Origin of the sequence: Sphingomonas oryzagri (genome assembly GCF_029906645.1) — a bacterium.
Classification (GTDB): Bacteria; Pseudomonadota; Alphaproteobacteria; order Sphingomonadales; family Sphingomonadaceae; genus Solisphingomonas; species Solisphingomonas oryzagri.
In genome coordinates this window covers 176,451-194,473 of sequence record NZ_JARYGZ010000002.1, presented here as the reverse complement: position 1 = coordinate 194,473, position 18,023 = coordinate 176,451, and the positions used below count along the sequence as shown (strand labels likewise).

The following is an 18,023-nucleotide window of genomic DNA, read 5'->3' as shown; positions in this document are numbered from 1 at the left end:
AGGCCCGTCGCCTGCCGCTGGCATACGCCGAACGCGCGGCCGCCGTCAGCCGGCCCAGCCTCGTATCTTCGCTTCGAGAACCGCCATGAATTTGGCGGGAGCGCCATGCAGCTGCCGGCCGAGACGCGAAATCAGGTTGATCGATGTCGATTCGAGCGTGTTGCCGGCAAAGGGGATGGCCGTGAGCCGCCGGGAGCCGAGTTCGCCCAGAACCGCGATCCTCGGCAGGACAGTCGCGACCCGCCCCTGTGCCGCCAGGTCCCGCATCATCACGATCGAACTCGTGGTGATCGCGGGCTCCAGATAGATTCCCGCCGCCGCCTCCGCGCTCGCGAGGAGCTGGCGGATGCGAAAGCCGCGCGGGGGAAGGCACAGGTCGTGCTGCGCGAGATCCGCGATCGAGATTTCCGATTTGCGGGTGAGCGGGTGCGAGGGATGGGTCAGCACCATCAGATCCTGCGATGCCGAGACACGGATCCGGATCTTGGGCTCCGGCTCGATCTGCAGGACCAGGCCGATATGGGCCTCGTCCTCCTGCACCATGCGGACGATCTCGCTGGTCGCGGCGACGTGGGTTTCGATGCGAAGGCCCGGATTGGTGGCGTGGAAGGCGTTGACCGTCTCGAAGAAGGCGCTGCCGAGAAAGCCCTCGCCGACCGCGAGCTGGATCAGGCCGGTGCGCACGCCCCGCAGGCCGTGGATCTTCGATCGGAAGATGTCCTGCTCGATCATGTTGGCACGATGGAATTCGTAGGTCAGCCGCCCGGCCTCGGTGAGCTTTACCGAACGGCGGCCGCGTTCGATCAGGGGGACGCCCAGCTCGGCTTCCAGCTGCGCGATCTGGCGGCTGATCGACGAGACGGCGACCCCCAGCTTCTCGCTCGCGAGGCGCATCGATCCCTGGTTCGCGGCCTCATAGAAATAGCGCATTCCTGCTTCCACGGCGGGCGGTCCTCCTCGCGTTGCCGCACCAGCATATTGCGAAAAACGCAAAGAAGTCCACGATCGCGTGCGCTGGACGACGCACTGGCAATGCGTGCAGATGATTCCGGGCGGCCGCCTTCCTTGCGGCGGCAGGGTAAGGGAAAGCGCGTGAGTGACAAACGGGGGCGCGTCGGCTGGCGCGGTTATCTTCCTGCCATAACGACGCCGTTCGACAGGGATCGGCAGCTCGATCTTCCGGCCCTCGGCGGCCTGCTGGAATGGCTGCACGCCGAAGGTATGCACGGCCTGGTGATCGCCGGGACGACCGGCGAGTGGTTCAGCCTGCGCGGCGGGGAGCGCCACAGGCTGTTCTCGGCCGCGGCGGCGCAGATGGCCGGCCGGCTGCCGCTGATCGCGGGATGCAGCGCGTTCACGCCCGACGAGGTCGTCGAACATATCGATCATGCCCACAGCTGCGGGTTCGACGGCGTGCTGGTGACCCCGCCGCCCTACGCCATGCCGGACGAGGGCGATCTGCTGGCCTTCTACACCCAGATCGCAGAGCGCAGCCGCCTGCCGATCTGCATCTACAACTGGCCGCCGGGTACCAACATTGACATGTCGATCGAGCTGCTCAGCCGGCTCGCGGAGCTCGATGCGGTTGTCGCCATCAAGCAATCGACATCCGATCTCTCGCGGTTCATGAATGCCTTCTTCGCGCTCAAGGATCAGGTGCGGGTCTTCGGTGTCACGATGGACGAGGTCGGTATCACCCTGGTGCAAGCCCATGACGCGGATGGCACGATGGGGGCGGGCGGCGTGCTGGGGCGCTACCAGACCGGCTTCTTCGACAATCTGTGGAAGGGCGACGTCGAGGCGGCGCGGATGTGCGGCGCCAAGGATCGCGTGCTGATGCGCGACTGGTTCACGCCGCGGCTCGTCGGCAAGTTCGGTTCGGGCGCGGCGATCCTCAAGGCGGCCTTCAACGCGCGGGGCCTGCCCGGCGGCTATGTCCGCGCGCCGTTCCGGGACGTGTCGGCCGAGGACGCCGCGACGATCGCGGAAACTTTGCGCTCGCTCGGCTGCCTCGAGGTCGAGCCTGCCAGGGCCGCATGGGCCGAACCGACGTCCTGATCGTCGGCGGCGGCCTGGTCGGCTGCGCCACGGCATTCCATCTCGCGCGGGCCGGCCTGTCCGTGCTGGTGGCCGAGGCGGGGGACGTCAACGCCGTCGCCTCCGGCCAGAATGCCGGCTCGCTCCATTTCCAGATGGAGCGGCGCTTTCTCGAGCAGGGCGATGCGGTGATGGCGCAGGCCGCGCGCGTCATCCGCCTCAATCGTCGGGCGATCGACGAATGGCGCGGGCTGGAGGCGCTGCTCGGCACGCCGCTGGGTGTCGCGATGAACGGCGGGCTGATGGTCGCCGAGACGCCCGAACAGGTGGACCTGCTCGACCGCAAGGCGCGGCTGGAAGAAGCGGCCGGCATGGCGACGCGGCTGATCGACGGCGGGCAGGCGCGTGATCGCGCACCGTATCTGGGGCCGCAAGTCGCCGCCGCGCTATGGGCGCCGGACGAGGGCCATGCCGATCCCAAGAAGGTGACCCCGGCGTTTGCGGCGGCGGCCGTCCACGAAGGCGCGCGGATCGTCTCGCACAGCCCCGTCCGTGGGCTGCGGAAGGTCGCCGGCGGTTTCGAGGCGCAATGCGGCGCGCTGCATGTCCGCGCCGATCGCGTGGTGATCGCGGCCGGCGCCTGGATCGCGACGATCGGCGCCATGCTCAACCTGCACCTGCCCGTCTTCCCGCTCGGCCTGACGATGAACGTGACCGAGCGCTGCGCTCCCTTCATTCCGCACCTGGTGCAGCATGTCGGGCGGCGGCTGTCGATGAAGCAGGCGGGGGCGGGCAACGTGCTGATCGGCGGCGGCTGGCCGAGCCGGCTCGCGCAGCGCGCCGACGGAACCGGCTTCGACCTGTCGCGTCCGCCCGCGCCGATCGCCGGCTCGATCGCGGGCAACCTCGCCGCCGCGACCGATATCGTCCCACGTGTCGCGGGGCTGAACCTCGTGCGGACGTGGACGGGCACGGTCGCCGTGTCGTCGGACCAGCTGCCGGTGGTCGGGGAGGTGCCGCGGATGCGCGGCGTGTATGTCGCGGGGGGCGGATCGGCCTTTACGCTCGGCCCGACCTTCGCGCGTCTGCTGGCCGATACGATCGTCGAGGGGCGGGATGCCGGCGACCTCGCCGATTTCTCGCCGGCGCGCTACGAGCATCTCAATAGCTTCATGGGCTGATATGCGGATCACGGACCAGGTTGCGCGTGGCGCCGCGCTGACGATCTTCGTCGACGGCGAACCGATCGGAGGATTTGCCGGGGAAACCGTCGCGGCGGTGATGACGGCTGCGGGGCGGCGGCGTTTCCGTATCGATGCGCATGGCTGCGCGCGTGGCCTCTATTGCAACATGGGGACATGCTGCGAGTGCATGGTGCGGCTGGACGACGGGCGCGGCATCGCGGTGCGCGCCTGCCTGCTTCCCGCCGAGGAAGGCCTGCGCATCGCGACCGGGCAGCCCCTGTCATGACGGATGTCGTCGATCTCGCGATCGTGGGCGGCGGGCCGGCGGGGATGGCGGCGGCCGAAGTGGCGACCGGTGCCGGGCTGACCGTCGCCATCGTGGACGAGCAGCAGCGGCTGGGCGGGCAGATATTGCGGCAGCCCCCGGCGACATTCCGTGTCGGCAACTGGTTGCCCGGCCGCGCCTATGGCGCGGTGAAGGCGCAGCTTGCCCGCGCGGAGGCACTGCCGGCGCGGGTGCTGACCGGCCAGTCCGTCCATTCGGTCTATCGGAGCGACGACGGTTTCGACCTGATGCTCGCCGGTCCTCGCGGAGCGTCGATGCTGCGCGCGCGCCGCCTGCTCGTCGCGACCGGCTGCTACGACATGCCCGTCGCCTTTCCCGGCTGGACCTTGCCCGGCGTGACCAGCGCGGGCGCGGTGCAGGTGTTCGTCAAGGCGCAGCAGATCGTGCCGGGCGAGCGGTTCGTGCTGGCGGGGACGCATCCGCTGCAGCTCATCCTGGCCGATCAGATCGTCAAGGCGGGCGGTATGGTGGCCGCAATCCTCTTCGCGCAGACGCCGGCGCGCGGCGCGGCGCTGCTGCGTGCGCCGGGCGTGGCCATGGCCCATGCCGGCACGCTCGCGGCCGCGGCGGGCGCGATGGCCCGTCTCGCGCGGGCGGGCGTGCCGGTGCGGTTCGGGCGGATCGTCGTGGCAGCGGACGGCGGGGAGAGCGTCGCGGCCGTCCGGGTCGCGAAGCTCGTGGACGGCAGGCCGGGTCCGGTCGCGGAGACGATCGCCTGCGATTCGGTCGCGACGTGCTTCGGATTCCTGCCGCAGAGCGACCTGCCGCGCGCGCTCGGGGCCGATGCGATCCCGATCGCCGGGACGGGCGGCTGGCGCATCCGCCATGACGAATGGATGCGCGCAAGCGTGCCCGGCCTCTATGTCGCCGGAGAGGTGACGGGGGTGGCCGGCGCCGAGGTTTCGATGCTGGAGGGGGTGATCGCCGGTCTGGGCATCGCCTCCGACTCGGGATCGATCGAGTCCGGCGATGCCGTGCGTCGCGCCGGCCCGACGAGGCGGCGCCTTCGTTCGGCCCGGCGCTTCGCCGAGATGCTCGCGGCGACGGCGGACCCGACGCCGTTCTGGCCCCACCTGGCCGATGACGGCACCGTCATCTGTCGCTGCGAGGACATTCTGCGCGGCACGCTGGCCGACGCCATCGCCGGCAATCCCGATGCCGGACCCAATGCGATCAAGCGCTTGACCCGCACCGGCATGGGGCGCTGCCAGGGACGGGGCTGCGAGCATCACCTTCGCGCCATGATGCCGCCTTCCCGCCCGCAGGGGGCGTTCGAGCCGCGAATGCCCGTTCGGCCCACCCCGATCGGCGCCGTCGCGGACGCGAAGACCCAAGGCTAGTTTGCGTTTTACGCAACAAAAGTGAAGCAATCAGTGCGTTGATCGAGGGTTTCCCGCCTGTCAGCTTGCCTGTCGACAGCGAGGAGTGGCGGGACATGCAAACGCCGATCGAAGGCACCAAGCGTCCGGTTTTCACAGTTGATCACATGTCGCGCACCGTCGCCGATATCGACGCCGCGTTACGTTTCTATGGCGACGTGCTCGGTGCGGTCGAGCTGTTCCGCATGGGGCCTCTCGATGCCGCGGACATGCCGCCGGGCGCGGATGGCCGGGACTGGATGGAGGCCCACGTCAACGTCGCCGGTGCGCGGCTGACGCTCGCCATGCTGCAGTTTCCGGGCGGCGGGTGCCTCCAGCTGGTCGCGTATGACAAGCCGGGTTCTGCGACCGCGACGCCGCCGCGCAACTGCGATCTGGGCGGCAACCATCTCGGCCTCAGGGTCGAGGACGTGCCGGCCGCGATCGCGTGGCTCGAAGCGCATGGCTGTGTCGCGATGGCGCCCATCGCGATCGACGCCGGTCCGCTCGCCGGCAAGACCAACCAATATGTGCTGGATCCGTTCGGGCTTCAGCTCGAGATCGTCGACTGAAAAGGGAGCATCGCGCCATGGTCACCCGCATCAATCCTGCCGGCCTTTACGATGCGCTCGGTTACGGTTTCTCGCACGCGACCCGGCAGGAGGCCGGCGCGACGCTGCATCTCGCGGGTCAGGTTGCGTGGGACAAGGATTGCAACGTGGTCGGCGCGGGCGATCTCGCCGCGCAGACGCGGCAGGCGCTGGCCAATCTCAAGGCGGTGCTTGCCGAAGCGGGCTGCGGCCCGGCCGACATCGTGCGCCTGCGCACCTACGTCGTCGATCATTCGCCGGACAAGCTCGGGCCGGTGCTCGGCGCGGTCGGCGAATTCTATGGCGATGCGGTGCCCGCGCCCAACACCTTCATCGGGGTCGCGGCACTCGCGCTGCCCGATTTTCTGGTCGAGATAGAAGCAACAGCGGCCATCCCGAACACGTAAGGCCCGGAACAGGGCCGGTCGGGACAAGGCCGGAACAAGAGAGAGCGGAGGAAGACGATCAGCTCGCTTCGGCGAGGTGTCACTCTTATTGCGGGGGTTTTGTAAAATGTTGACGACGAAGCAGAGTCTCGGAGCCGCCTCTTCCATGGCGCTCCTCATGGGTATCCTCGCCGCGGCACCTGCCTCGGCCCAGGAATCGGCCGGCGCCAATGCGGTGGGCAGCGATATGCCGGCCGCGCCGGGCGACATCACCGTCACCGCGCGCAAACGTTCCGAAAGCGTGCAGAAGGTCGCCGATCCGATCAGCGTCGTGACGGCGCAGACGATCCAGAATGCCGACCTGCGCACGCTGCAGGATGCGGTGCGGCTCACGCCGAACCTCGTCGTGCTCGACGGCCTCTATCCGGGCTACAAGACGGTATCGTTCCGGGGTTTCACCACGCTCGGCCGTGAAGGCGAATTCCCCTTCGCGACGGTGATCGACGGCGTCGTCCAGCCCGGCCAGATGTTCTTCCAGCAGGAACTGGTGAACGTCCAGCAGATCGAGGTGCTGCGCGGCCCGCAGGGCACGCTGTACGGCGGCGGCGCGATCGCGGGTGCGATCAACATCACGACCCGCCAGCCGACCAACGAGTTTCAGGGCAATGCCTCGATTTCGTGGCTGACCGGCCCCGAGGGTCGCGGCAGCGCGAGCCTCACCGGCCCGATCATCAAGGACAAGCTGTTCTTCCAGGCCGGTGTCACGGTCGACGACAATGACGGCCTGATCCCGAACGAGGCGAACCGCAAGAACGCCGATTTCGGCAAGAGCGTCACCAGCCGCTCGGCCCTGATCTGGCGCGGCACCGAAAATCTCAACGTCGCGCTGACCGCATCGACGACGGACAGCCGCGTGGGCGGCCTCTGGCTCGCTTCCGTCGCGGATGCCGATTTCGACGGGCCGGCCGTCAATCCCAGCGAGAACCAGGCCGGCATCGTCCGCACCCAGCTGCGCGCCTTCTCGCTGAAGGCCGACTATACCTTCCCCGATTTCGCGACGCTGACCTCGGTCAGCGCCTATTCGCGCGGCCATGAATACACCACCGCCGACGCGGATTATTCGGCGGCCGACCTGAACACGCAGACGGTGCACTACACCGACGAGGCGTTCTCGCAGGAGCTGCGCCTGACGTCGAACGCACCGGGGCCGTTCAAGTGGAACGTCGGCGGCTACTACCAGAACGAGAAGCGTCTCGAGGCATCGACCTACGGCGCGGTGGGCGAGGCCCCGATCTCCACGCCCGACGCGATGCGCCGCTACAAGACGACCGCGATCTTCGCCCAGGCGTCCTACGCGTTCACCGACAAGCTCGAGTTCACGGGCGGCTTCCGCTACGACTGGGAAAAGCAGGTCTATGTGAACCGGGACACCAGCACCCCGGCCGAGCGCCTGCACCAGACGTTCAAGCAGCCGCAGGGCAAGGCGTCGCTGTCCTACAAGGCCAATCCCGATCTGATGTTCTACGCGAGCTATTCGCGCGGCTATCGCAAGGGCGGCTTCAATCCGCAGGCGGAAGGCAGCCTGCTGAGCTACGGGCCTGAGACGGCGGACAATTTCGAGATCGGCTTCAAGAGCCAGTTCTGGGATCGCAAGATCACGTTCAACGCAGCGGCCTTCTATACCAACTTCAAGGGCCAGCAATATTCGACGTCGCGCGTCGTCGAGGGCGAGGGCATCTTCACGGTGATCTCGAACATCGAGAAAACCACGGTTCCCGGCTTCGAGGCCGAACTGACCATCCGCCCGACGAGGGAGCTGAGCTTCAACGGTTCGGTCGGCTACTCCGACGCCAAGATCAAGAAGTTCCTGCCCGAGGATCCGACCGCCTACCACAACAACACGATCCCGCAGATCTACGGTTTCACCGCCATGATCGGCACGGATCTCGACGTGCCGCTGAGCGAGACCTACTCGCTCGTCGCGCATGGAGACTGGTCGCATCGCGGTTCGGTCTATTGGGATGTCCAGAACGCCCTGAAGACGTCTCCCAAGGATTTCTTCAACGCCAAGGTCGGCATCCGCCGGGGAGACTGGACGCTGTCCTTCGTGGGCCGCAACCTCTCGAACGCGCGGACGCCTGCGGCGGTCGGGGCGCACGCCTTCGGCACGACGAGCCTGCTGAGCTATAACGAGCCGCGCCAGTATGGCGTCGAGCTGGGCGTCAAATTCTGACATGATCGACGGTGGCGGCCGCCTACGGGTAGCCGCCGCCTTTCGATGCGTGCGAATGGTTCCAGTCGCTTCGCGTGTCCGATGAGGAAGGGCGTCGGATACCGGCCGCGTAGTGCGGCGCTGTTTCCCGATCCCTGCCTGTGAGGACCCGTTCGATGGCCGATATTCTCCTGTCCCGCCGCGCTCTGCTCGGTGCCGCCGCCGCGAGCACCGCAGCGGCCTCGCTCGGCGGCCGCGTGCTGGCCCGCCGCCCGCGTCCGCTCGGCATCCAGCTCTATACGCTGATGGACCTGCTCAACGCCGATTGCGACGGCACGCTCGCGAAGGTCGCGGCGATGGGATACCGCGAGGTCGAGACACTCGGCAGCTTCGGCCGCGATCCCGCCGAACTGCGCGCGATGCTCGACAAGCACGGCCTCGTCTCGCCGTCGCAGCACATCATGCCGCCCGGCCTCTACCAGGTGTTCGTCGATGGCGTCGCCAAGCGGATCGACATGCCGACGTTCGAGCGCAAGTTCGAGGAGGCTTTCTCGTTCGACCGTGTCGACGAGCTGATCGGGGCATGCGCGAAGCAGGCCGGGCCGCTCGGCCAGAAATATATCGTCTGGCAGATCAGCTGGCCTTCGCAGCTCAAGACGCGGCCGCAGATCGACCAGCTGATCAAGGCGCTCAACCGCGCCGCCGATGCCGCCCATGCCGCGGGCTTCACGCTCGGCTACCACAATCACAGCCAGGAATTCGCGAAGGTCGGCACCGACGTGCCGTACGACCTGATCATTCAGGGCACCGATCCGGACAAGCTCAAGTTCGAGATGGATCTCGCCTGGGCGATCAACGGCAAGGTCGATCCGATCGCCTATTTCAACCGCTACCCCGGCCGTTTCCGGATGCTCCACATGAAGGATATCGGGCCGGACGGGAATGTGCGCGATCCGGGGACCGGGATCGTGCCGTTCAAGACCATCATCCCCGCCGCCGAGAAGGCCGGGGTCGAACATTTCTACGTCGAATATGACGTGCCGACCAATCCGCTGGAGACCTCGGCGGCGGCGCGGAAGTATCTCTCGCCGTTGATGTAGGGCCTTCGCCGCCGCCGCGCACGCCGGCTGCCCGGCGCGGGCGGCGGCGTGCCGTCAGGCGAGGCGGCCGATCACCTCGAACGATGCGATGCGGCCGTCGCGCAGACGGGCCAGCGCCATACATTCCTCCGCACCTTCCTTGTCGGCGCTCCGGAAGGTGGCCGCGTAGCGGACGAAGGCGGTCGTCTCGTCGGCCAGTGTCGCCTTGACCGGGGTGGTCAGTTCGACCGCCTCGGTATTGGCGCGGATGCGCTGGAAATGCGCGTCGATCTCGACGGGGCCTGTGCCGCGCACGCCGCCGTCGACGACGAAGGGGGCGTCATCGGTGAAGAACTGCGCGAAGCCTTCGGGGCTGAAGGCGCTGTCCCGATAGGCCTGGTTCCACCAATCGAACATGCGGGTGACGACGTTTTCGCTCATGGGATCTCCGGAGTGGATGTCAGAGGGCGACGGCAGGCGCGCGGCGCGAGGCGCGGCCGGCGACGAAGAGGAACAGCATCGCCGCGAGCAGGGCATCGACCGTCGGCGCGCGCGTGAGCTCGAACAGGCCAAGCCCGACATTGGCGCGTGGCAGGGTCGCGACGCCGACCGCGATGCCGAACGCCCAGGCGGCGAGCGGCAGCCAGCGGAACGCCGGCGGTTCGGCGGCGTCGGGCGTGTAGAGGTGGCGGGCGAGCAGGAAGTCGGCGACGTAGACGCCCGACATCGGCGCGATCAGCAGCCCCATGAAGGTGAGCCAGACGATGAAGTGGCCGAGGATGTCGGCGGCGGCGAGGCAGGTGCCCAGCACGCCCGCGATCGCCGCGAGCAGCCAGCGCTCGACCCTGGGGAACAGCGCGGCGAGGGACAGCGCCGAGGCGTAGAGATTCTTGTCGTTGCTCGTCCAGGTTGCGAGGATGATGATCAGCAGACCGGGCAGGGCGATGCCGGCGGCGAGCATCGTCGCCACCAGATCGGCATTGCCGTACATGATGCCGAGCGCGGCCGCGAGCACCAGCAGCGCCGGGAACGCGACGCCGTAGTTGATGAACATCGCCGTCGCATTGTCGCGCGGCGTGCGCAGGAACCGGCTGAGATCGGGGTTGATCGAGCATCCGAATACCTCGGCCCCCACCACGACCGAGACGATCATGCCGAGCCCCAGCGGCTCCTGGATCGTGCGTGCCGCGAACAGCGTGACAAGCCCGCCATGGTGGAGCGCGATGCCGAGCGGCACCAGCGTCGCGAGCAGCAGCAGCGGCACGCTGACCACCGCCACCTTGCCCATCGCCTTCACGCCGATGATGGCGGTCGAGGCGATCAGCGCGCCGACCACCGCGATGCCGATGCGCTGATCGAGATGATAGCCGAGCTGCGTTTCGAGGATCGCCGATATGCTCTTCACCAGGATCTGGGTCTGCAGCCCGAACCAGCAGAAGGAGCTGAGCACCATCATCGCGACGATCGCGATCGAGCCCCGCGTGCCGAACGTGCGGCGGATGATCATCGCGGTGGGCAGGCGCGCGGCGACGCCGACATAGCCCGTCGCGATACCCCAAAAGCCGAGCAGCAGGCTGCCGATCACGATCCCGGCGGCGACCACCGGGAAATCGCCATGCTGGCCGAGCTGGCCGCCGAACGCGAAGAACGGAACCGAGATCGAGACGCCGATCAGCACCATCGTGAGGAACGGCCAGCTGCGCATGTCCGCCTCGTCCGGCGGGCTGTTGGGGTTGCGCTCGACCAGTCCGGACAGGCGTTTGGCGATCGACATCTTCAGACTCTCCGATTGCCGGGGCTGCCGGTCATGTAGGCGTGGAGCATACGGTTCCATTCGCTCTCGGGCCGGTTCTGGTCGAGATGGATCCAGAAGTGGTCGAGATCGGGCACGTACGTCTCGACGGCATTGCCACGGGCGGCCAGCGCCTTGGCGAAGGCGATTCCGTTGCGGGAGAAGACGTCGGGTTCCTGCGCGCCCCAGCTGAGGTGGAAGCGCGTGGGCACCTTGCGGACGGCCAGGATCGGCGAGGCGTCCGCTTCGTCGGCGATGTCGTCGAGCATCGGCACCGGCGAGATGCCGGGGAGCACCGGCTCCCCGAAGGCGCCGCGCAGATCGTAGAGGCCGCTGAAGCCGAAGCAGCTCTTGATCGTGCCGGGGGCGATCCGGTGACGGGTGTGCAGGTCCGTGCGCAGGGTGGCGAGCGCGGCGATGTGCGCGCCCGCCGAATGGCCGCCGATATGGATGCGGTCGGGATCGCCGCCGAAGGCGCCGGCATGCCCGGCAAGCCATGCGACGGCGGAGAGGCAATCCTCGACCTGCGCGGGATGCTTCGCGGCCGGGGCCAGGCGATAGGACAGCGATGCATAGACCGCCGGGAAGGCGGCGATGGCGAGCGCGTTCAGCCCCATCCATTCCTTGAAGCCGTGGGTCCATCCGCCGCCATGGATGTTCAGGAAGATCGGCAAGCCATGGGCCGGGCTTTCCTGCGGAAAATAGAGGTCGAGCCGCTGCTGGCTATGGGCACCATAGGCGATGTCGAGCCGGTGCGGCAGCGTCGCCTGCGCGCGTTCGCACAGGGCGATGGCGATCGCGTGATAGGCGTCGCTCGTCGCGTTGATCGGGGATTGCGGGCTGAGAAACATGACGCGATGGTGTCAGCCGAGGGGTCGGGCCGCCAGCGTGGAGCGCCTATGTTGCCAAAAACGCAACGAACTCTCAGAAACCCGGATTATCGCCGCAATATCGTCGCGGCGAACGATGCAGCAAGGGTTCGGGGCATGAAGCGTTATCGCGTGGCGGTGGATATTGGCGGCACGTTCGTCGATTCGATCATGTTCGATGCGGAAACCGGCAAGACGCATCTGGCGAAGGCATCGACCACGCCGGACGAGCCGGTTCGCGGCGTGCTGGAAGCGCTGTCGCGGCTCGGCGTATCGCTCTCCGATACGGAGCTGTTCGTCCACGGCACCACGCTCGGCCTCAATGCGGTGATCGAGCGCCGCGGCGTCGCCACCGGCATCATCACCAATGCGGGCTTCCGCGACGTGTTCGAGATCGGCCGTGCCGACGTCCCCGCCACATCGATGTACGATTACCGCTACCAGCGCCCGCCGGCGATCGTGAAGCGCCGCAACCGCATCGGCGTGCCGGGACGGATCGACGCCGAGGGCCGCGAGGTCGAGCCGCTGGACGAGGCGGCGGTGGTCGCGGCCGCCGGCGAACTGGTCGCCGCCGGCATGCGCTCGATCGCGGTGTGCTTCCTCCACAGCTATCGCAACCCGGCGCACGAGGAGCGGGCGGCCGCCCTGATCCGCGCCGCCTATTCCGAGGTCGCCGTCTCCGCCTCCAGCGCGATCACGCGCGAATATCGCGAATATGAGCGGACCGCGACCGCCGTCGTCGATGCGTATATCAACCCGATCTTCAACGATTATGTCGGGCGCCTCGAAAGCGGGCTGGTCGATGCCGGGTTCGAGGGCAAGCTGCTCATCATGCGCTCGGCCGGCGGCGCGATGACGGCGGCGACCGCGCGGCAGGCGCCGATCTACACGGTGCTGTCCGGCCCGGCGGGCGGCCTGATCGGCGCGGGCTATCTGGCGAAGGCGATCGGTCGCGATCGCGTGCTGACGCTCGATTATGGCGGCACCAGCCTCGACGCCGCCGTGATCGAGAATGGCGAGCCGCTGGTGATGCACGAGGCGCCGCTGGCCGATCTGCCGGCGATGATCCCGATCTTCGACATCCGCTGCATCGGTGCCGGCGGCGGATCGATCGCGTGGGTGCAGGAAGGCCTGCTGCAGGTCGGCCCGCAGTCGGCGGGCGCGCAGCCCGGCCCGATCGCCTACGGTCGCGGCGGTACCGAGCCGACCACCACCGATGCCGCGCTGATCCTCGGCTTCCTTGATCCGGCGTCGTTCCTCGGCGGCACGGTGCAGCTGGACGTTCCGGCCGCGCGCGCGGGTATGGAGGCCAAGGTTTCCGGCCCGCTCGGCATCGACGTCACGCGGGCGGCGGCGGGCATCTTCGACGTGCTGGTGGCGCGCACTGCCGGCGCGATCCGGGAGATCACCGTCGAACGCGGCCGCGATCCGCGCGATTTCTCGATGCTCGCCTTCGGCGGCGCCGGCCCGATGATCGCACCGCTGATCGCGCGGGAGGTCGACAATGCCGAGCTGATCGTGCCGCGCTCCGCCGCCGTCTTCTCGGCATGGGGCATGCTGATGTCCGATGTCGTCACCGATGTCGCGCAGACCGAGCTGCGCCTGCTGGGCGACGAGGCCGAGCCGTTCGTCGCCGCGGCGTTCGATGGGCTGGTCGCCGATGCCCGCGCCACCCTGTCGGCGCAGGCCGGCAGGGATATCGAGGAGCGGATCGTTCGCCTCGTCGAATGTCGCTATGTCGGGCAGGAGCATGCGCTGGAGATCGAGCTTTCGGAGAGCGATCCCTTCGCCACGATCCGCGAGCGGTTCGATGCGCTTCACAAGCTGCGCTACGGCCATGCGATCAACACGGCGGTCCAGATCGTGACGCTGCGCGTGCGCGCGAACGCGGTGTTGCCGAAGCCCGCTCTGCCGGTCATCGATGCCGCCACCGGGCCGGCATCCGAGGCCTGCATCGGCGAGCGGGACTGCTTCTGCTTCGCGCTGCGCGACCGCACCACCTTCGCGGTCTACGATCGCGCGAAGCTGGCCGCCGGCCACGTCTTCGACGGCCCCGCAATCGTCGAGGAAGGCACCACCACCACCGTCATCCATTCCGACCAGACCGTCTCCGTCGACGATCACGGTCATCTCATCATCCGCAGGAGGGCCGCATGAAGCTCGATGGCGCCACCGTCGAAGTCATCCGCAGCTATCTCGTCTCGGCCGCCGAGGAGATGCGGCGGACGCTGATCCGCACCGCGTTCAACCCGGTGATCTACGAGGTGCTCGATTTCGGCATCTCGATCTACGACGCCGATCTCGAGCTGATCGCCGACGCGCCCGGCCTCGCCTTCTTCCTCGGCGCGAACGATTATGCGATCCGCAAGGGCGTCGCGCATGTCGGCATGGAGACGATGCGCCCCGGCGACATCCTGCTGATGAACTATCCCTACTGGAATTCGGCGCACGCGGCCGATGCGACGCTGTTCGCGCCGGTGTTCGCGCCGGGTGCGGACAAGCCCTTCGCCTTCACCTGCATCCGCGCGCACTGGATGGATCTTGGTGCCAAGGATCCGGGCTACGTCCTCGATTCGACCGACATGCACCAGGAAGGGCTGATCTTCCCCGGCACGCGCATCTACAAGGACGGCACGCCGGTGAAGGACGTGGTCGATCTGATCCGATTCAATTCGCGTATGCCCGTCCCGGTGCTCGGCGATCTCGAGGCGCAGGTCGCGGCGACCCGCACCGGTGTCACCCGGCTTAACGCGATCCTCGAGAAATTCGGCGAGGAGGCGTTCGGCGAGGCGATCGCGCGGATCAAGACGCACAGCGAGACGCTCGTTCGCAAGGCGCTTGCCGACCTGCCGCGCGGCACCTGGGAGGCGAGCGATCTCGTCGACGACGACGGCATCACCGACGATGTGGTGCCGATCCACGTCCGCGTGACCGTGGACGACGACGGACTCACCTGCGACTTCTCGCAATCGTCGCCGGCGGTGCGCGGGCCGATCAACATCCCGATCGGCCTGACCGAGACGATCTGCAAGTTCGTGCTGAAATCGCTGACCACGCCCGAGCAGCGCAACAATGCCGGATCGTTCCGCGCGCTCAAGGTGATCGCGCCCGAAGGTAATCTGTTCCACGCGGTCTATCCGTCGGCCACCTACACGCAATGGCCGGCACACCTCGCGCTGGAGCTGGTCTACAAGGCGCTGGCACAGGGGATGCCCGATCGCGTGGCGGCCTGCTCGGGCGGGGACACGCTGGGCTTCATGATGATCGGCACGAACCGCGTCACCGGCGACATGTACGCCGTCTCGAACAACGAGCCGGTGGGCTGGGGCGCCAGCGTCGGCGCCGACGGCATCAACGCCACCAATCACATTTCGGGCAGCCTCGTGCGCAACACGCCGATCGAGGTGATCGAGATGAAGACCGGCATGATGATGGAGAGCTTCGAGATCCAGGCCGACAGCGGCGGCGCGGGCCGCACGCGGGGCGGCGCCGGCACCGAGCGGAAGATCCGTTTCGTCGAGGATGGCGAGTTCCTCTCGATCACCAAGCGCAGCAAGGAGAAACCCTGGTCGCTGCTTGGCGGTGCCCAGCCGGAAGCCAATGCGATGATGGTGGGCGTCGGTACCGATGCCGAGAAGAAGGTCGGCACCTATCGCACCCCGGTGAAGACCGGCGATCGCATGATCGCGCGCGGCGCCGGCGGGGCGGGTTTCGGCGATCCGGCCGAGCGCGCGCCCGCCGCCGTGCTGGAGGATGTGCTCGACGGCTATGTCTCGGCGGAGGCGGCGCGGACGCTCTACAAGGTGTCGATCGTCGATGGCGCCATCGATGAAGCCGGAACCGCCGCGCTGCGCGCCGCCGCGTAATGAGCGCGCCGCACGCAGCAGCGGAGCCGCCTGCGCTGGTCGATCAGCCGATCGACCGTCGCACGCTGCTCGGCACCGGCGTGCTGCTGGGCGGCGCGGCCTATGGCGTCCGGCGACTGGCGGCCGCATCGGCCTATGACGACAGGCCGCTGCCGGGCGCGGCGACCTTCATCGGGCAGATCTCCGGCATCGTGCTGCCCCGCACGGCATCGATGCGCGCCGGTGCGCCGGCCGATGTCGATTTCATCCTGAACGCGCTCGCCGCAGGCCTTCTCGGCACCAGCGCCGCGATGCTGAACCGGGTGTGGCGCCTGCTGGACGAGCGCCAGCGCGTGCCCTTCCTCCACCTCGATCCTGCCGATCAGGCCGGCGCGCTACGTGCTTTCGATGCGAGGGTGTTCGCACCCGGCGGCCCCACCGGAACCGGCTGGCCGGAGATCAAGGCGCTGATCCTCGCGGCCTATTACACGTCCGAGGAGGGGGCTTCCCATGAGCTGCGATACGAGCTGGTGCCTGGCCGCTACGATCCCGATGCCCCCGTCGATCCGGCGTATCGCACCTATTCCAGCGACTGGTTCGGCTCGCATCCGGTCGCGATAGAGGCGCGCTGACATGACGGATTTCGACGCGATCGTGATCGGATCGGGAATTTCGGGCGGCTGGGCCGCCAAGGAGCTCACCGAGCGCGGTCTCAAGGTGATGATGATCGAGCGCGGGCCGATGATCGAGCATGGCAGCGGCTACGTCACGGAGACCACGGCGCCGTGGGATCTGCCCTATCGCGGCTTCGGCGATCCCAGGCTGTTCGAGCGCGATTATGCCGTGCAGAGCCAGGGCATGGGCTTCGACGAGTGGACCTATCGGCACTTCGTGTCCGACGCGCAGCATCCCTACCAGACGAGCGAAACCGATCCCTTTTCGTGGCGGCGTGGCTATCAGCTCGGTGGCAAGTCGCTGCTGTGGGGCCGGCAATGCTACCGGATGAGCGACCTCGATTTCGGGGCCAACGCCGCCGACGGGCATGGCGTCGACTGGCCGATCCGCTACGCCGATCTTTCGCCCTGGTACGATCATGTCGAGGATTTCATCGGCGTATCCGGATCGCGCGATGGGCTGCCGCAGCTTCCGGACGGTGTCTATCAGCCGCCGATGGCGCTCAACCCGCTGGAACTGGAAATCAAGGCGCGGGTCGAGGCGCGCTGGCCCGATCGCCGCGTCACGATCGGGCGCACGTCGAACCTCACCGAGCCGAAGCCGGGCCGAGCCAAGTGCCAGTATCGCAGCATCTGCGCGCGCGGCTGCTCCTACGGCGCCTATTTCAGCACCCAGAGCTCGACGCTGCCGGCCGCGCAGGCGACAGGGCGGCTGACGCTGCGCACCGACGCGGTGGTCGATCGCATCCTGCACGACCCCGCGACGGGCCGCGCGACCGGCGTCGAGATCATCGATACCCAAAGTGAGGAGCGCAGCCGGGTGACGGCGCGCGTGATCTTCTCGTGCGCGGGTACGATCAACAGCGTCGGCGTGCTGCTGCGCTCGGCGAGCGAGGCCTTTCCGCATGGCCTTGGCAACACCAACGACGTGCTCGGCCGCTATTTCATGGATCACGCGCTGACCGCATCGGTGATCGCGGAGATTCCGGGGTTCGACGAGCATATCTATTTCGGCAACCGGCCGGCGCCGTTCATCATTCCGCGTTTCGTCAACCTCGCCAATGCCGAGCGCGACGTGCTGCGCGGTTATTCCTATCAGGCCGTGACCTACCGGCGTGGCTGGCCAAAGGGCTTCAACATCGCCGGCGTCGGTGCCGACTACAAGGATCAGCTCCACGCGCCGGGGCCGTGGATCCTGTTCCTCGGCGCCTTTGCCGAAACGCTGCCGAATGCGGAAAATCGCATCACCCTCGCGCCCAACGCGGTCGAGGCGAACGGATTGCCGCAGATGCGGATCGACTTCCGCTACGGCGCCAACGAACGCGCCTTGCTGGCCCGCGCGCAGGCGGAGGCGCAGGCGATGGTCGGCCTGGTCGGCGCGAAGATCCTGTCCACCTCGGCCGAGCCAGGCCCTGGCGGATCGGCGGTTCACGAGATGGGCGGCGCGCGCATGGGGCGTGACCCCGCGACCTCGATCCTCAACGGGCGCAACCAGATTCACGGCGTGGACAACGTCTTCGTCACCGACGGCGCCGCGATGGCATCGACCGCGTGCCAGAACCCGTCGCTCACCTACATGGCGATGACCGCGCGCGCCGCCGCCTTCGCGGTCGAGCAGATGCAGGCGGGCGCGCTCTGACGCCCTGAGCGG

Annotated in this window: 16 protein-coding genes; 12 read left to right on the top strand and 4 right to left on the bottom strand. The window is 67.9% G+C overall.

Features of this window, described 5'->3' with window-relative positions; translation table 11 throughout:
* Nucleotides 1-45: 45 nt before the first annotated feature.
* Entirely contained in the window at nt 46-930 is an 885-nt protein-coding gene (locus QGN17_RS14980; RefSeq protein WP_281045402.1) for a LysR family transcriptional regulator, read from the bottom strand.
* Nucleotides 931-1,092: 162 nt separating this feature from the next.
* Between QGN17_RS14980 and QGN17_RS14975 the strand changes: the two genes are divergently transcribed.
* From QGN17_RS14975 to QGN17_RS14940, 8 genes are all read left to right on the top strand, one after another.
* Complete coding sequence (locus QGN17_RS14975; protein WP_281045401.1) at nt 1,093-2,058, top strand: dihydrodipicolinate synthase family protein; 966 nt, start codon at nt 1,093-1,095, stop codon at nt 2,056-2,058.
* Nucleotides 2,037-3,218, top strand: a complete 1,182-nt coding sequence (locus QGN17_RS14970; RefSeq protein ID WP_281045400.1) for an NAD(P)/FAD-dependent oxidoreductase — start codon at nt 2,037-2,039, stop codon at nt 3,216-3,218. Before QGN17_RS14975 ends, QGN17_RS14970 begins: the two co-directional genes overlap by 22 nt.
* A gap of 1 nt (nt 3,219) precedes the next feature.
* The gene (locus tag QGN17_RS14965; RefSeq protein WP_281045399.1) at nt 3,220-3,507 is read left to right on the top strand and encodes a (2Fe-2S)-binding protein; all 288 of its coding nucleotides are present in this window, start codon (nt 3,220-3,222) and stop codon (nt 3,505-3,507) included.
* The gene (locus tag QGN17_RS14960; protein WP_281045398.1) at nt 3,504-4,907 is read left to right on the top strand and encodes an FAD-dependent oxidoreductase; all 1,404 of its coding nucleotides are present in this window, start codon (nt 3,504-3,506) and stop codon (nt 4,905-4,907) included. Before QGN17_RS14965 ends, QGN17_RS14960 begins: the two co-directional genes overlap by 4 nt.
* Nucleotides 4,908-5,002: 95 nt before the next feature.
* Complete coding sequence (locus QGN17_RS14955) at nt 5,003-5,497, top strand: VOC family protein (RefSeq protein WP_281045397.1); 495 nt, start codon at nt 5,003-5,005, stop codon at nt 5,495-5,497.
* 17 nt (nt 5,498-5,514) lie between these two features.
* Nucleotides 5,515-5,922: a RidA family protein gene (locus tag QGN17_RS14950; RefSeq protein ID WP_281045396.1), complete on the top strand. Its 408-nt coding sequence runs from the start codon at nt 5,515-5,517 to the stop codon at nt 5,920-5,922.
* Between the two features lie 145 nt (nt 5,923-6,067).
* Nucleotides 6,068-8,134, top strand: coding sequence for a TonB-dependent receptor (locus QGN17_RS14945; RefSeq protein WP_281045395.1), 2,067 nt, complete (start codon nt 6,068-6,070; stop codon nt 8,132-8,134).
* A gap of 155 nt (nt 8,135-8,289) precedes the next feature.
* A complete protein-coding gene (locus tag QGN17_RS14940; protein ID WP_281045394.1) occupies nt 8,290-9,213 on the top strand; it encodes a sugar phosphate isomerase/epimerase family protein in 924 nt (307 codons plus the stop codon).
* Between the two features lie 54 nt (nt 9,214-9,267).
* Here the strand turns inward: QGN17_RS14940 and QGN17_RS14935 are convergent, their stop codons facing one another.
* The 3 genes from QGN17_RS14935 to QGN17_RS14925 are packed head-to-tail and all read right to left on the bottom strand — an operon-like array spanning nt 9,268 to nt 11,835.
* The gene (locus tag QGN17_RS14935) at nt 9,268-9,633 is read right to left on the bottom strand and encodes a nuclear transport factor 2 family protein (RefSeq protein WP_281045393.1); all 366 of its coding nucleotides are present in this window, start codon (nt 9,631-9,633) and stop codon (nt 9,268-9,270) included.
* Nucleotides 9,634-9,652: 19 nt separating this feature from the next.
* Nucleotides 9,653-10,966, bottom strand: a complete 1,314-nt coding sequence (locus QGN17_RS14930) for a purine-cytosine permease family protein (RefSeq protein ID WP_281045392.1) — start codon at nt 10,964-10,966, stop codon at nt 9,653-9,655.
* Between the two features lie 2 nt (nt 10,967-10,968).
* Complete coding sequence (locus tag QGN17_RS14925) at nt 10,969-11,835, bottom strand: alpha/beta hydrolase (RefSeq protein ID WP_281045391.1); 867 nt, start codon at nt 11,833-11,835, stop codon at nt 10,969-10,971.
* A 135-nt stretch (nt 11,836-11,970) separates the two neighbouring features.
* On the opposite strand from QGN17_RS14925, the gene QGN17_RS14920 reads away from it, so the two are divergent.
* Genes QGN17_RS14920 through QGN17_RS14905 form a run of 4 tightly spaced genes read left to right on the top strand, consistent with a single transcriptional unit; the run spans nt 11,971 to nt 18,011 of the window.
* A complete protein-coding gene (locus QGN17_RS14920; RefSeq protein WP_281045390.1) occupies nt 11,971-14,010 on the top strand; it encodes a hydantoinase/oxoprolinase family protein in 2,040 nt (679 codons plus the stop codon).
* On the top strand, nt 14,007-15,719 hold the full coding sequence (locus tag QGN17_RS14915; RefSeq protein ID WP_281045389.1) for a hydantoinase B/oxoprolinase family protein: 1,713 nt from the start codon (nt 14,007-14,009) through the stop codon (nt 15,717-15,719). Before QGN17_RS14920 ends, QGN17_RS14915 begins: the two co-directional genes overlap by 4 nt.
* The gene (locus QGN17_RS14910) at nt 15,719-16,330 is read left to right on the top strand and encodes a gluconate 2-dehydrogenase subunit 3 family protein (RefSeq protein ID WP_281045388.1); all 612 of its coding nucleotides are present in this window, start codon (nt 15,719-15,721) and stop codon (nt 16,328-16,330) included. Before QGN17_RS14915 ends, QGN17_RS14910 begins: the two co-directional genes overlap by 1 nt.
* 1 nt (nt 16,331) lies before the next feature.
* Nucleotides 16,332-18,011: a GMC oxidoreductase gene (locus QGN17_RS14905; protein WP_281045387.1), complete on the top strand. Its 1,680-nt coding sequence runs from the start codon at nt 16,332-16,334 to the stop codon at nt 18,009-18,011.
* The last annotated feature ends 12 nt before the right edge of the window (nt 18,012-18,023 follow it).